The organism is Sphingomonas sp. PL20 (genome assembly GCF_017875905.1).
GTDB lineage: Bacteria > Pseudomonadota > Alphaproteobacteria > Sphingomonadales > Sphingomonadaceae > Sphingomonas > Sphingomonas echinoides.
On sequence record NZ_JAGINH010000002.1, the window covers coordinates 2,871,208 to 2,886,166 of the forward strand.

A 14,959-nucleotide genomic window follows, 5' to 3' on the forward strand; every position below is an offset into this window, starting at 1 on the left:
GGGCGAACGACAAGGAACTGAGTGGCATGAGTGCATTTGGGCGTAGACCTGGATCAGCCGGACCGGGCACCCGGCCAGCCTTCGGCGTCGCGCGGCCGATGCACGGCGCGGGCGTCCGCCCCGCGACTGAGGCGGAGACCGCCAGCGATCAGTTCCCGCCGCTCCCCCTGCCGCCGCTTCCGGGCGAAACCGAACCGGGCGGCAACATGCCCGGCCTGCAAATGGACGCGATGCAGCGCCTTGCCGACCGGCAAGCGTCTTCGGGCGATGCCGGCAATTCCAAGGTCGAGGGCTTCGAAAGCTCGATCCACAAGATCAAGGAACAGGTCCTCCCCCGCCTGCTCGAACGCGTCGATCCCGAGGCGGCCGCAACGCTCGACAAGGATGAGCTTGCCGAGGAATTCCGCCCGATCATCGGCGAAGTGCTCGCCGAGCTGAAGCTCACGCTCAACCGCCGCGAGCAGTTCGCGCTCGAAAAGGTGCTGGTCGACGAACTGCTCGGCCTCGGGCCGTTGGAAGAATTGCTCGCCGATCCGAACATCACCGACATCATGGTCAATGGCCCCGAGCAGACCTATGTCGAGCGCAAGGGCAAGCTCGAGCTCGCGCAGATCCAGTTCCGCGACGAGGAGCATCTGTTCCAGATCGCGCAGCGCATCTGCAACTCGGTCGGCCGTCGCGTCGACCAGACCACGCCGCTCGCCGACGCCCGCTTGAAGGACGGCAGCCGCGTCAACGTCATCGTCCCGCCGCTGTCGCTGCGCGGCACCGCGATCTCGATTCGTAAATTCTCGGCCAAGCCGATCACGCTCGACATGATGGCGGGCTTCGGCTCGATGTCGCCGAAGATGGCGACCGCGCTGAAGATCGCCGGGGCATGCCGCTTCAACGTCGTCATCTCCGGCGGTACCGGCTCGGGCAAGACGACGATGCTCAACGCTTTGTCGAAGATGATCGACCCGGGCGAGCGCGTGCTGACGATCGAGGACGCCGCGGAACTTCGCTTGCAGCAGCCGCACTGGCTCCCACTGGAAACGCGCCCGGCCAATCTCGAGGGCCAGGGCGAAATCAGCATTCGCGATCTCGTCAAGAACGCGCTGCGTATGCGCCCGGATCGCATCATCCTCGGCGAAATTCGTGGGGCCGAGTGTTTCGACATGTTGGCGGCCATGAACACCGGTCACGACGGCTCGATGTGTACGCTCCACGCCAACTCCCCGCGCGAGGCGCTCGCGCGTATGGAGAACATGGTGATGATGTCCGACATCAAGGTGCCGAAGGAAGCGATCAGCCGCCAGATCGCCGATTCGGTCGAGATGATCATCCAGGTCAAGCGCCTGCGCGATGGGTCGCGCCGCGTCACCAACGTGACCGAGGTGATCGGCATGGAAGGCCCGGTGATCGTCACGCAGGAACTGTTCAAGTTCGAATATCTCGACGAAAGCGCCGATGGCAAGATCATCGGCGAATATCGCTCGATGGGCCTGCGCCCCTACACGCTGGAAAAGGCGCGCACCTTCGGCTTCGACCAGGCGTATCTTGAGGCGTGCCTCTGACCGCTAAATCGGGTATCGATGGCAACCGATGCGTTGCTTCGTGTTTCTGTTTTTTTTGCTTTGCGCCGCCGCCCCCGATGCGCCGCCCATACCGCATGCAAGCGCGACCCGTGCCCGTGAGGCAGAAGCCCCCTGGGTTGCCTTCACGCTGACCCCCGCCGAGCAGATTTGCTTCCAGGCGGTGGTCGATGGCCACCCCGTGGCGGCGATCCTCGATACGGGGGTGAGCACCTCGCTCCTGTCGCGCCGGTTCGTCGATGCGGCACGGATGCGCGTGCGCGGCGGTCATGCCGCGCTTGCGATCGGCGGCACTGTGGCAAGCGGCTGGGTGGATCCGTCGAGCGTCACCGTCGCCGCGCATACCGTGCACAATCCCCGCCTGATGACGGCACCCCTGCCGCCCGCAACGACGGGCCAAGCGGCGATCGACCTGTTGGTCGGCAGCGACATGATCGCGCATTATGCGCTCGACATCGATTATGCCGCACAGCGCTTCCGCTTGCTCCCATCGGGCAGTCTCCCCTTCGCCGGGAGCATCGTGCCGCTGCGGATTGGCGGGGAATGGTCGAGCTATGTGACCGATCTTCTTGTCGGCACCCACCACCTGTCGCGCATGGCAATCGACACCGGGGATGGCAGCGCCATCACCGTGACCCGGGGAGCGTGGTCCGCACTGGCCGAGCAGCACCGTCCGACCAGTTCGACCATCAGCTATGGCGTCGGCGGTGCGGCGATTGTCGATCTTGCGATTGTGCCGGGCGTGCGCAGCGGCACGGCACCGGCACGTACCGTCGAAATGCGGATCGAGCCATCGGGAGGCTACACCGCCACGATCGGCATGAACGGACGGATCGGATCGGGCTTCCTGCGCCACTATCGCGTCTTGCTTGATCCCCATGCCGGGCGAATGGTGTTGCTCCCGGATTCATCCGTGGACACGCCGCCGCTGCGTTCAACCAGCGGCCTTATTCTGCGCCGCGACGACGATCGATTGACGGTGCTGCATGTCATGCGCGGCGGCCCGGCCGAGGCTGACGGCTGGCAAGCCGGCGAACAGATTTGTGCAGTGGACGGGCTTCCGGTCAGCGCCGAGGGCACCTTGCATTGGCCGGTCGATACCGCCGGGCGCAGCGTGCGGCTGGCGACCTGCACTGGCGTGACCCGAACCTTGACCTTGCGCGCCTTTTATTGAGTCCGGTCGCGCCCGATCCTCATCGATGCGCCGCCATGATCGCGCACACGACCGCCGCGATGACCGCCGCCATTTGCACGCTCGGCCAATTGATCCATCCAACCTTGTCGAGGTCGCGCCGCGTCCGGTGTCGCCAGTCGCCCAACCCGGCCAGCGCCGCGACAACCATCGCGCCCGCTGCCGCCACCCACCAAAGCACCGCGTCGCTCAGTCGCCGAGCTTTTCGATCTTTTCGTGCAGGCGGCCAAGCTCGGCCTTCAGCGCGGCGATCTCGTCATCCTTGCTCGCGGCACTGGCGGCCGGAGCCAGACCAGCGGCCACGCCGGGCTTGAACGCCGCCGTCGCCGCCTCGAACATCGCCATATTCTGCTTGGCCAATTCCGCGAAAGGCGAATTGGCGAACGCACCCTCGACCGCCGATTTGAACTGCTGCTGATTGCGGCGGAAACTGTCCATCGACGCTTCGAGATAGCCCGGCACCATCGCCTGCATGGAATCGCCATACATCGCGATCAATTGGCGCAGAAACGGCACTGGCAGCATCGTTTGCCCGCGCTGTTCCTCTTCCATGATGATCTGGGTCAGAATGTTGTGCGTAATGTCCTCTTCGGACTTTGCATCCACCACCTTGAAATCCCGCCCGTCGCGCGTCATCGCTGCAAGGTGCTCGAGCGTGATGTAAGAGGATGTCTCGGTATTATAGAGACGGCGGTTCGCGTATTTTTTAATGATCACCGGGCCATCGCCCGGAACGGTCTTCTTCATGAAGAGAGGCTCCCCGCCTGTGGTTGCGCAAGTCCTACCATCATTTATTGCCGCACCGCAACACGGCCCGCGTCCACTGCCTTTGTTCCTCGATATCTTGCGCGATCAGACGGCGGAATCGCCGGAGCGAACCGCAGCGGCGCTAGCGGGACTGCGCGCCTATCAGGATGCGCCGCGCGCAAAACCGCGCAAACCGATGCCCGCCCGTTTCCGCAAAGGCAAAGCGCGGCTGCGGGACTATGGGGCAAAGGGTGCCACCGGGCGGGCGGTGATCGTCATCCCATCGCTCATCAACCCGCCGCACATCCTCGATCTGCGCCCCGAAAGTTCGCTGTTGCGCTGGCTCGCCAGCCAGGGCCATCGCCCGTTCCTGCTCGATTGGGGAACGCCGGAGCCCAAAGCGCGCAATATGGACGTGGACGCCCATATCCGCCGCGTGCTGCTCCCGCTGATCGCCAAATTTGCGGTGCCGCCGGTCTTGGTTGGATATTGCCTTGGCGGAACGATGGCGCTGGCCGCGGCCTGTCTGGCCGAGGTGGCGGGCGTGGCGCTGATCGCATCGCCCTGGCACTTTACGGGGTACGGTGCCCCCGCGCGTGCGGAAATGGCAGCCTTGTGGGCCTCGGCCAAGCCTGCCTGCGACACGCTCGGGCTCGTGCCGATAGAGGTCTTGCAAGCGGGTTTCTGGCGGCTGGACCCGGCGCGCACGATCGCGAAATATGAAGCCTTTGCCGCTTTGGAACCGGATAGCGACGCCGCGCTCAACTTCATCGCGCTGGAAGATTGGGCCAATGGCGGTGCCCCCCTGCCCTTTGCGACCGGGGCCCAAATTTTCGAAGACTTGATCGCAGCAGACAGGCCCGGCACCGGTGCGTGGCGCATCGACGGGGTGACGCTCGCCCCGTCGGCGCTGTCCTGCCCGGCGATCGAGTTCGTGTCGCTCAACGACCGCATCGTTCCGGCGGCAAGCGCCGCAGACTTGCCCGACCGCCGCGATTTGGGGGCGGGCCATGTCGGGATGATCGTCGGGCGCGGCGCGCGGGCCCAACTGTGGGAACCACTCTTGGACTGGTTAAAGGCGCTTCCGCCCCCTAGATAGGCCGCGACACAGATTTCCGGAGAGACCCCATGCAGGACATCGTCATCACCGCCGCCAAGCGTACCCCGGTCGGCAGCTTCCTTGGTGCGTTTGCCGCAACGCCCGCGCACGAACTCGGACGGATCGCGATCGAGGCAGCACTCGCGCAGGCAGGCGTTGCGGGTGCGGACGTGTCCGAAGTCATTCTGGGCCAGGTGCTGACCGCCGCACAGGGCCAGAACCCGGCGCGGCAAGCGTCGATGGCGGCAGGCGTGCCCAAGGAAATCCCGGCCTGGGGCGTCAATCAGGTGTGCGGCTCGGGGCTGCGCGCGGTCGCGCTGGCGGCACAGGCGATCGCCACGGGGGATTCGACCATCGTCGTTGCCGGTGGACAGGAATCGATGTCGATGAGCGCCCATGCCCAATTGCTGCGCGCCGGACAGAAAATGGGCGACCTCAGCTTGATCGACACGATGGTCAAGGATGGGCTGACCGATGCCTTCAACAGCTATCACATGGGCATCACCGCCGAGAATCTGGCCGAGCAATATCAGATCACGCGCGCCGCGCAGGACAACTTTGCCGTGCGATCGCAAAACCTTGCCGACGCGGCGCGGTCGTCCGGGCGCTTCCGCGATGAGATCGTGCCGGTCACCATCAAGGGCCGCAAGGGCGAGACGATCGTCGCCGACGACGAATATATCCGCGCCGGTGTGACGGTGGAAAGCGTGTCGGGCCTGCGGCCTGCCTTCAAAAAGGATGGCTCGGTTACTGCAGCCAACGCCTCTGGTCTCAACGACGGAGCGGCGGCGCTGGTGCTGATGAGCCGCGCCGAAGCCGAACGCCGCGGATCGCCGATCCTGGCGCGCATCGCGAGCTGGGCATCGGCCGGGGTCGATCCGTCGATCATGGGGATCGGCCCGGTCCCCGCGACTCGGCGCGCCCTGCAAAAAGCCGGGTGGAGCATCGCGGATCTCGACTTGATCGAGGCCAACGAGGCATTTGCGGCGCAGGCGCTGTCGGTCGGCAAGGAGCTCGAATGGGATGCCGACCGGGTCAACGTGAATGGCGGCGCGATCGCTATCGGCCACCCGATCGGTGCCTCGGGCGCGCGCATTCTGACGACGTTGCTGTACGAGATGGCCAAGCGCGATGTGACCAAGGGCTTGGCAACACTGTGTATTGGCGGCGGCATGGGGATTGCGCTGTGTGTGGAGCGGTGAGGTAGCGGAGATCGCCTGTTTAACGGCGTCGCGTGACGAGGCGTCGCGGACTCCTGCCCCCGGCTGTACACGGCCGAGCGCAGGACGTCCGCGACGCAGTTTGGGCATCGTACCACAAAAGTCTGTTCGCAGGGCTTACAAAACGATTGGTTCGCGCCGGATCCAGCGCGACGCCACTAGCTTTTCGCCCGCAGAAACACGAACGCCCTCGTGCAAAGTCAACGGGTCGGGTTGACCATCGTCGCGAACGTTAACGAAGAGCAAGGCATCCCCCTTGCGAGCGGACACTTTCAGATCCAGCTTCGGAAAATAGGTCTCACCTCCGCTATACCCATCATTCAGATAGATCAGCATTGTTGCGACGCGCTGGTTACGCTCCCCCGGCAGTGTATCAAGATGGGGCCGATATTGCTGACCCGGACGATAGCGGAGGATGGTAAGCGGTTCCCCCGCGCGCACGTTCGTGCCGGTCGCAGAAGCGATTCGTAAATTGATGGCGTGGATCGCGGGCTGTTCCAAGGCGAGCGGAAAGGCGGCAATATCCGAAGTGCGGATCGGGTCAGGCACCTGCAGTCGAGTGACGGGATGTACAACGAGCGCGGGCTGAAAGCGTGGCGCAGCACGCCCAGCAAGAAACTCAGCCTCCGCATCGGTCACGAAATTACGAAACGAGACGATACGCGGCGCATTGTTCAGTTCCCCTCCCACGGGAACAGCGATCGGATAGCCGCGCTCGTCCAGATGCATCGCGGAGATCAAGCTGAGTTGCTCCACAGCATCAAGGTCATCGTTGTCCTCCTCCAGCAGGCGTACGGCCTTCAACCAGTCTGGCGTGCCGCCCGTACCGTTAGCGACAAAGGCGCGGTTGACCTCGATCGCAGCACGATTGCCAAGCGACGCTGCGCTGGCAAAATGAGAACGAGATCGCGGCAAATCGCGAGGCATGTCCCGCCCGGCCAGGAAAATACGCCCCATTTGCAAGTGGGCGTTGCCATCGCCCCGATTAGCGGCCCGCTCGAGATCGGCCATCCAGCCGGGGAAAGAAGGCGTGTCACGGTCTATCATGAAAAGATCATGGAATGCTCTGACGAAAAGAAAAAGGAGCCGACACCTGCGTGCCGACCCCTTTTTTTGTCTTTTTGACCTTCAGATCAGAAGCTGGCGGTCACGCCGGCATAAAAACGACGACCGATATTTTCGAAAATCGCGGTTCCACCGCCGATACCGGTCGAACCATAAGGAGGCAATTTGTCGAATGCGTTGTCGACGCCGATGTAGAAATTCGACTTTGGCGTGAGGTTCACCCCGGCACGGAAGTCATGATAGCTGACCGCCGGATAGTAATTATCCGGATATTGATTGGGGTTGGTCGCCGGACGTCCCTGCACAACGTTGACGGTTTGATAATCGCCGATCAACTGCTTGGAGATGAAGCGTACTTGATACCCAACAAAGAACTTGTCGTAGGTGAACGCGAAATTGCCATTCACGCGATCCTTCGGAATTCCGACCGTGGTGTTGAACCGCGTCACATAATTTGGATCGGTTGGATCCGTGTAGGAGTCGTTCAGAATGGAGTGGCTCCAGATCAAATGAACGCTGGCACCCAACCCGCCGAAGGTGTGACGATAGGTAAGGTCGGTGTTGATACCCCGGGCATGCAATTTCGCATAATTGAGCGACGAAGCAAGCAGGCTGCCTTCCAGAATACGGAACGGATCTTCACCCTTCGGACCGCCACCAGCCCCGGCACGCTGGAATTGGCCGCAGAACTGATTGTTCAGAGACGGCAAATCATAACATTGGTTAACGATCGTCTGCGCATCGACCGACTGGATAACGTTGCTGACCTGGATGTCGTAGAAGTCGGAAGAGATCAGAAGATCAGGAACCGGTTGCAGAGTTACGCCTGCTGTGAAGGACCGGGACTCTTCAGCCTTCAGATTGGGGTTGCCGCCGCTGCGAATGACGAGCGATTGCTGATAGGCATAGTTGTACCCCGTCGGACGACCGGCCGCAGTACAATTTGCGGCACGGGTCGCCGACCCCTCGCCAAGGTGATCAGCCGCACACGGATCGATAAACCCAGGAGCGAAGTTCTGCGATTGGGCAGAATAAAGCTCGGTCAAGTTCGGCGCGCGAACCGCAATATTGTAGGATCCGCGGAAGCCGAGCTGCGCGATCGGCTTATAGATACCTCTTGCGTTGTAGGTCCAAATCGAACCCGCCCCACCCTTATAGTCCGAGATACGAGCCGCAGCACCAACCGTCAGTTCCTTGATGAAGGGAACATCTTTGAACAAAGGCAACTGAACTTCCGCGAAGCCTTCTTTCACTTCAAAGGATGGAGGTGCCAACGTGGCAATCGCGTTGTAGAAATAGTATCCGTTCGCAACACCCGGATCCTCGTTATAACGCGCCGTTTCACGACGATATTCGCCGCCGAAGGAGAAACCGACTGGGCCGCCAGGCAAATTGAAGAAGCCGCCGGTATCGCCGTTAACCGTCGCGGTAAGGTCGAGCTGCGTGATCTTACCGTAGGAAGTCGTGGTGTTCAGCAGGTAGTTTTTTGCCGCCTGTGAAATATTGCCGTTACCGAAAAGGTTGATCGGTACGCAGGCAGCGATATCGCGAGCGAGATTTGCGGCATCACCGTTCAGGTCCGTGCCGGCGCGGGTTGCATCGATTTGCGATCCGCAAACGATTTGGCCCGCAGCGTTACGCTGAGCGTCCATACCCAACAGGAAGCGCTGGGTATTTATGATACCGTCGAGCTTGGTACGCTCTACGAACTGACCGTAGTTCGCAGACACTTCATAACCCAGATGAGGATTGAGTTGACCGCGGACCCCGCCAACGATGCGGAAAGTCTCACGCTGCGCCGACTCCGTGCGCGTCCCGAGGTCGGTCAGGTTGCGACGGAGCGTGAACCGCGTTGCACCGGTAATCTTGGTCGGATCTGAGCCGCCTGCGACCAATGCGGCGATAATCTGATTGCGCGCCTGGTCGGAGAGGAACGGGTTGTCCAGCCGCGGGCGTTCGTAGGTCGCCAGCGGTGCGCCATAGCCAAACGCGCTACCGATCGTCGATCCGGTGATGAAGGCGGGACCCGAACTGCCCTGGCCAACCGAATTGGTTCGCACATAGCTGGCCTCGATGAAGGGAACGATTGCCGGCGAGACCTCAAAGTGACCGATCAGGTTGGCCGAGTACCGATCGAGCTGCGGATACAGCTGAACCAGTGTGCCCTGCCGCCCGGTGTCGCCATTGCCGCCAAGGAAAGAGCTACCCGAAGGGCTGCTGGCGCTGGGCGCGAGGCCGACGCGGGTGCCGGTTTGCGGCACCAATGTGCCATCGCGCTGAAACAGATAATCGCAGGCAAAGGTGCGCCCCAGAGAATCACGTCCGCAAGCTCCAGTCGGGCTGGCAAATGCAACAGTACCGCCCTCAGAAATAGTGGCACTACGCCGGTCGATGAAGAACTGATTGTTCGCCGGCCCGGAGGTGTTTGCACCACCTGCCGGATTCACCAGGACGAAGCCGTCGCTGCTCGCATAGTTGGCGCGGTCCGAGGCATACAGGCTGTTTTGCCGCGCATATTCCAGATCGATCGCAACGTTACCGCGACCGTCAGCGAAGTTCTTTCCTGTCAAAACGCTGGCATAATACGATCCTGCGTCGCCATGCGACGAGATGTTGCCCTGGCCGTGCAGTTGCAGGCCTTCATAATGATCCTTCAGGATGAAGTTGACAACGCCGGCGACGGCGTCGGAGCCATAAACCGCCGAGCTGCCGCCTGTGACGAGGTCGACTCGGTCGATCAAATCCGTCGGCAGCGTGTTGATGTCGGTCGACACAGCGTTGTTCAGGATGTCTGACGCGACGTGTCGGCGCCCGTTGACCAACACGAGCGTACGCTGCGTACCCAATCCATACAGATCGATAAGGTTCAGGCCACCCGTACCAAGAAAACGCGTCGAATTCGCTTGGCTGAAGGTGTTCACCGTTCCCGGCAGCCGATTGATAACTTCACCGATATTCGTAACGCCGGTCTGGAGCAGTTCGGCGGAGGTAATCGATGTGATCGGCACTGGCGAGTTGCCGTTAGGATTACGGATGCGCGAGCCCGTTACGACGATCTCCGCCGAATCTTCGCTCGATTGGGCAGCAGCAGCGGGTGACGCGCTGGCCGACGCAGGCACGTCCTGAGCGAACGCAGGAAAAGCGATGGATGAAGCAATACCGATCACGAACGCAGACCGCAAAGCGGTCCCGTGGAGGAGATGAGAGCGCATTTGTATACCCCTGTACCCTGATTAACCTGACTTGAACGTCCGGTGATTGACTCAAGCTAATTGGGGCGCTCCACCTTGTACAAGCGCGAGCATGTAAATCATGACAGTTTATGACGATACGTGACATATTCGTCACATAACCCTGCCTCGGGGTTAGCGCGCATCCGGGGCAAAGGGGTCAGTAACGCAGGCTAGCCATCCGCTTTGACAGAAACCGCTCGATCTTCAGAGGGCCCACACCCGATCAAACCGCGCGCCAAGTCCGGTCAGCAGCTCATATTGCGACATGCCCGAAGCCGCTGCGGCCACAGGCAGGGCATATTCCAGAGCCACCCAGTCGCCCTCTGCGAGCGCGGGTGCCGCGTCGACGCAAATCGCGGTCAGATCCATCGACACGCGCCCCATCACTGGCAACCGAGCATCCCCGGCCAACGCCACCCCGGCATTGCTGAAGCCGCGCCAATAGCCGTCGGCATAGCCGATATTGAGGATCGCCACCTCCATCGGTGCGGCCGGGGTATAGAGCGCATTATATCCGATCGAATCCCCCGCAGCGACGGTGCGGCGTTGCAGGATCTGGGCTTCCGGCGTCACCACCTGCCGCACGACTGCGGCCAGTTCTCCCCGTGCAACGCCCCCGTACAGCGCGAGCCCCGGGCGCGTGAGGTCGAACGCATAGTCCGGCCCCAGCGCGATCCCCGCCGAATTGGCAAGGCTCATCCGGCGCGCGGTGGTGCGGTCCTGCAGCGCGCGGAACGCGGTCACCTGTCGCAGGTTCATCGCGCTATCCTCGTCCGCGCACGCCAGATGGCTGAGCACCGTATCGATCTGAAGGCCGTCGAGCAGCCCGCCCAGCACCTCGTGCGGCGCGACCCCAAGCCGGTTGATGCCGGTGTCGACCATAACGTCGCAGCGCCCGCCCCCGGCCTCCCGCCAGCGCGCCACCTGTTCCGCGCTGTTGAGCACCGGCCGCGCGATGCCACTCAGCGCCAGCGGCATATCGTCGGCGCGCACGCCGTGCAGAACCGCCACGTCGAGCCCCAGATCGCCAAGCGCCGCCGCCTCGCTCCAACTCGCGACAAAGAAATCGCGCGTCCCCGCAGCGGCCAGCCGTGTCGCGACGCTACGGGCACCCAAACCATAGCCGTCGGCCTTGATTGCCGCGCCGCACGCAGCCGCCCCGCTCAGGCGATCGAGCGCGCGCCAATTGGCAACCAGGGCATCGGAATCAAGGCGGAGGCGAAGCGGTGCGGTCATCCCAGCCGGTTAGCGCTCCGCGCTACGCGGCGCTAGTCCGCGCTCGCCGTCCCCGGCTTGCCCTCCTCGAGGCCGAACAGCGTCACGATCAGCGCCATCGCCACCACAATCACGGTGTACCACAAGCCCGAATAGGGATTGCCGGTATGCACGACGATCATCTGGCTGATCAGCGGCAGGAACCCGCCAAAATAGCCGGTGCCGACATGATAGGGGATCGACATGGAACTATACCGAATGCGCGGCGGAAACAACTCGGTAAGCAACGCCGCGACCGGGCCGTAGGTGATGCCCGACAAGGCACTAAGCGCTAGGATCGCGAGCAGAATCAGCGCGATGTTGCCCGGCTTTGGAATGACCGGCGACAGATCATAGCCGGCCCGCGTCAGCGCTGCCTCCAGCCCCGCATTGCTCATATCATCGACGCCGACGCCGCCGACGATCACCAGCGTCACCGGCGTATGCGCCTTGGCGTAGGGGATGCCCTTTTTGGCGAGATAGTCGACCAAGCGACGACACTCATCCGACTGCTTCGTCGGGAACAGCATCGGCAGCATCTCGGGCAGCACTTCGTGCGAACAGGCCGGGCCCGACACCACCACGGGGGCGTGTTTGGCGGCGCGCGATAGCTCCGGATTGGCGGCACTGCCCATCACCCAGAAGATCGGGAAGATCAGCACGAGCGTGAGGCCATAGCCAAGGACGATCGGCGTTTTGCGCCCGACCCGGTCCGATAGCCATCCGAACAGCACGAAAAAGCCAAGCCCGAACAGCGCGCCCACCCCGACGATCACTTGCGCGACGGTTTCCTGTACGCGCATCGTCCCTTGCAGGAACGACAACACGGTAAACATCGCCGTGTACCAGATCACCGTCAGGCCCGCCGCAATGCCGAACAAGGCGACGAACAGCCGTTTGAGATTGCCCTGATAGGTGAAGCTCTCCACGAACGGGTTTCCCGCACATTGGCCCGCCGCCTTCATCTGCTGGAATACCGGGCTTTCGGACAGTTTAAGCCGCATCCAGAGCGATCCGATCAGGAGCACGATCGAAAACAGGAAGGGGACGCGCCAGCCCCAGCCATTCCATACGTCCGCCGACATGACGCCCTTGGTCAGCAGCACGACTGCCAGGCTGAGGATGAACCCACCCGCGACGCTTGCCTGAATAAAGCTGGTATAGAAGCCGCGCTTCCCCGGCGGGGAGTGCTCCGCGACATAAATGGCCGCGCCGCCATATTCACCACCCAGCGCCAGACCTTGCAGGATGCGCAAGCCAAGCACGATAAACGGTGCCCCAAGGCCGATCATCGCAGCCGAGGGAACCAGCCCGACGCCCGCCGTCGCAAGGCCCATCACCGTAATCGTGACGAGGAAGGTATATTTGCGGCCCAGCGTATCGCCGAGATAGCCAAACAGGACCGCCCCAAGCGGGCGAAATCCGAACCCGACCGCAAAGCCGCCCCACGCGTACAGCGTCTGCAGCAACTCGCTCTGCGCCGGGAAAAAGGTCCGCCCGATGATGCCCGAGGCCGCGAGCGTCCCGTAGATAAAAAAATCATACCACTCAAAAATCGTACCCAGCGACGAGGCCGCAATGATCAATTGCATGTCCTTACGGCTCGGCGGCGCGGCGGACCCTGGATCTGCAGCCCCATCCAAGGTCGTCCCCATCCTTTTTCCCCCTTTAGCCGTATGTCTGTCGACGAGCGGGGAGATTAGGCGGATTTATCGGTGCGGCAACCCAGCGCGAGCGCGATCTGGCCGACGATCCTCAAGGATCATACGACATAAATGCAGCTGCGGCGGAATTGAGTGTTACCAAAGTTTTAATTTGTGCGTTGCAACACGTATTTTGCCAAATAATTATCATCCATATTGACGAAATCGTGATCTGCTCCTGTTATTTTGCAAAAATGGCCTATATTTTATCAATAGAATGAATCTGTATTGGACCATGAACATGAAAGTCCGTTCCTTCGACCGGTTTGCGTCCTCCGCCACTAATGACAACCGCCAGGCACCACCGGGAACGGGGTTTTTGATTGGCGGCATCCTGTCCCTGGGTCTTTGGGCCGCGATCGCGGCGGTCGCCTTCGCGCTATAGCAAAGCTGCCGAGCGATCTGCGTGATCACTCGGCAAATGCCATCATCATCCGCGCGTTGACGATAAGATTACCCGCGACGATCGGTGATCGCGCCGGCGGATCGAACGCCTTCACAACATGGAATACGCCCGGCGGGTACGTGCCCACGACCTCCGAACGTCTGCGGGGCGATCGCTGTAGCTGTCGGCGCACTGCGTGGTAACTGCGGCGCACAAGACCTTCCTCGACGGCGGGGCTCTTGTCAGGAACAACAGCCGTGGGCTCCTGGTCGCGCGAAAATTGTATGGGCGTCAGAATAAGCCCGGGCGTTTCGGCTTCAGGCTTTGCAACCGTTGCTGGCACCTGGCCGAGAGTCTCGGCTGACATTGCCTCCGCCGCGACAAGGACGGGCGCAATCGCCACATCGCGCAACGGCTGCAATATATAGGGTGCGACCGCCACCGCCGCCGGGTCCGGAACCGGAATCCCGCCAGCGATAATCCCGACCCGGATCCGCCCGGTGAGTTCAGCATCGAGGACGGCACCCCATAGCACCTCGGTGTCGTCCGGCAGATTGGCCCGCAAACAGCTGATGGCCTCCTCCACTTCGAAAAGCGTAAGCTCGTCGCCGCCCGCGACGGTGACCAGCAGACGGCGCGCTGTTCCCGGCAGCCCCTCCAGCAAGGGATTGCTTAAGGCGGATCGCGCGGCATTGGCGGCGCGATCCCCGCCAGTGCAGCGCTCGCCAAAGCCGATCACGGCGTCCCCGGTCGATGCCAGCAACGACCGCAGGTCCGCCACGTCCACCCGGCGCAGCGCGGGCTCCTCCAGAAGCAACGCGAAATCTGTGGCGGTCTCCCCGATGATCGAATCCGACAATCGCAGCGCGTCACTCAAAGTGGTGTCGCGACCAGCAAGACCCAAGAGCTTCTCGTTGGACACCGTCACCATCACATCGACTTGGGCGCGAAAGTCGATCGCCCCCAGGTCGGCGGTGCGGCCACGCCGTTTGCCTTCAAAGGCGAACGGCTTCGTCGCCACTCCAATGGTCAGGATGTCAAGGTCACGCGCCGCCTTGGCAATGACGGGAGCTGCACCGGTTCCGGTACCGCCGCCCAGCCCGGTGGCGATAAAGCACAACGATGCCCCCTGCAGCGCCTCGATAATCTCGGGCAAGGCCTCCTCCGCCGCCGCGCGCCCAATCTCCGGCCGACCGCCAGCCCCCAGCCCTGCGGTAATCTGCCGACCAAGCTGCAAGCGATTGGCTGTCGGCACCGCGCGCATGGCCTGCACATCGGTGTTCGCGCACAGGATCTTCATCCCGCATTCTGGCCGCTGCAACAGCGCCCGAACGGCGTTGCCGCCTGCGCCTCCGACACCAAAGACGATCACACCGCCGTGCGTGCTCCCCGCGTTTTGACCGAACGTCATATCGATACTCCCGAGAATCGCATTTCATAATGCTGCTGTCGCGGGACCTTTGCTCCGAACGGTTATAGTTAACGAT

At 62.3% G+C, this 14,959-nt stretch carries 11 protein-coding genes; 4 read left to right on the plus strand and 7 right to left on the minus strand.

The genetic code is table 11. The features are described 5' to 3' along the window. Positions 1-26 precede the first annotated feature (26 nt). The gene (locus H4W01_RS13495) at positions 27-1,556 is read left to right on the plus strand and encodes a CpaF family protein (RefSeq protein WP_209611614.1); all 1,530 of its coding nucleotides are present in this window, start codon (positions 27-29) and stop codon (positions 1,554-1,556) included. 40 nt (positions 1,557-1,596) lie between these two features. Continuing rightward, positions 1,597-2,748 (plus strand): aspartyl protease family protein, encoded by a 1,152-nt coding sequence (locus H4W01_RS13500; protein WP_209611616.1) that lies wholly within the window; start codon positions 1,597-1,599, stop codon positions 2,746-2,748. A 19-nt stretch (positions 2,749-2,767) separates the two neighbouring features. Here the strand turns inward: H4W01_RS13500 and H4W01_RS13505 are convergent, their stop codons facing one another. Together H4W01_RS13505 and phaR are read right to left on the minus strand one after the other, a co-directional pair. Then, positions 2,768-2,947 carry a hypothetical protein gene (locus H4W01_RS13505; RefSeq protein WP_209613536.1) on the minus strand — a complete coding sequence of 60 codons (180 nt, stop codon included), beginning with the start codon at positions 2,945-2,947 and terminating at the stop codon, positions 2,768-2,770. 8 nt (positions 2,948-2,955) lie between these two features. Further along, entirely contained in the window at positions 2,956-3,513 is a 558-nt protein-coding gene (phaR, locus tag H4W01_RS13510; RefSeq protein ID WP_010404121.1) for a polyhydroxyalkanoate synthesis repressor PhaR, read from the minus strand. A 19-nt stretch (positions 3,514-3,532) separates the two neighbouring features. On the opposite strand from phaR, the gene H4W01_RS13515 reads away from it, so the two are divergent. Together H4W01_RS13515 and H4W01_RS13520 are read left to right on the plus strand one after the other, a co-directional pair. Further along, positions 3,533-4,612: an alpha/beta fold hydrolase gene (locus H4W01_RS13515; protein ID WP_435804102.1), complete on the plus strand. Its 1,080-nt coding sequence runs from the start codon at positions 3,533-3,535 to the stop codon at positions 4,610-4,612. A 29-nt stretch (positions 4,613-4,641) separates the two neighbouring features. Continuing rightward, the gene (locus tag H4W01_RS13520) at positions 4,642-5,814 is read left to right on the plus strand and encodes an acetyl-CoA C-acetyltransferase (RefSeq protein ID WP_209611620.1); all 1,173 of its coding nucleotides are present in this window, start codon (positions 4,642-4,644) and stop codon (positions 5,812-5,814) included. Between the two features lie 135 nt (positions 5,815-5,949). Here H4W01_RS13520 and H4W01_RS13525 read toward each other — a convergent pair whose 3' ends face one another. The 5 genes from H4W01_RS13525 to H4W01_RS13545 all read right to left on the minus strand — a co-directional run bounded on the left by H4W01_RS13525 (position 5,950) and on the right by H4W01_RS13545 (position 14,883). Continuing rightward, positions 5,950-6,879: a 2OG-Fe(II) oxygenase gene (locus tag H4W01_RS13525; protein WP_209611622.1), complete on the minus strand. Its 930-nt coding sequence runs from the start codon at positions 6,877-6,879 to the stop codon at positions 5,950-5,952. An 86-nt stretch (positions 6,880-6,965) separates the two neighbouring features. Further along, positions 6,966-10,109: a TonB-dependent receptor domain-containing protein gene (locus H4W01_RS13530; protein WP_209611624.1), complete on the minus strand. Its 3,144-nt coding sequence runs from the start codon at positions 10,107-10,109 to the stop codon at positions 6,966-6,968. A 225-nt stretch (positions 10,110-10,334) separates the two neighbouring features. Continuing rightward, entirely contained in the window at positions 10,335-11,366 is a 1,032-nt protein-coding gene (locus H4W01_RS13535; protein ID WP_209611626.1) for an alanine racemase, read from the minus strand. Between the two features lie 32 nt (positions 11,367-11,398). Continuing rightward, positions 11,399-12,976 (minus strand): MFS transporter, encoded by a 1,578-nt coding sequence (locus H4W01_RS13540; RefSeq protein ID WP_334685269.1) that lies wholly within the window; start codon positions 12,974-12,976, stop codon positions 11,399-11,401. Positions 12,977-13,497: 521 nt separating this feature from the next. After that, the gene (locus H4W01_RS13545) at positions 13,498-14,883 is read right to left on the minus strand and encodes a cell division protein FtsZ (RefSeq protein WP_209611630.1); all 1,386 of its coding nucleotides are present in this window, start codon (positions 14,881-14,883) and stop codon (positions 13,498-13,500) included. Positions 14,884-14,959: the final 76 nt, after the last annotated feature.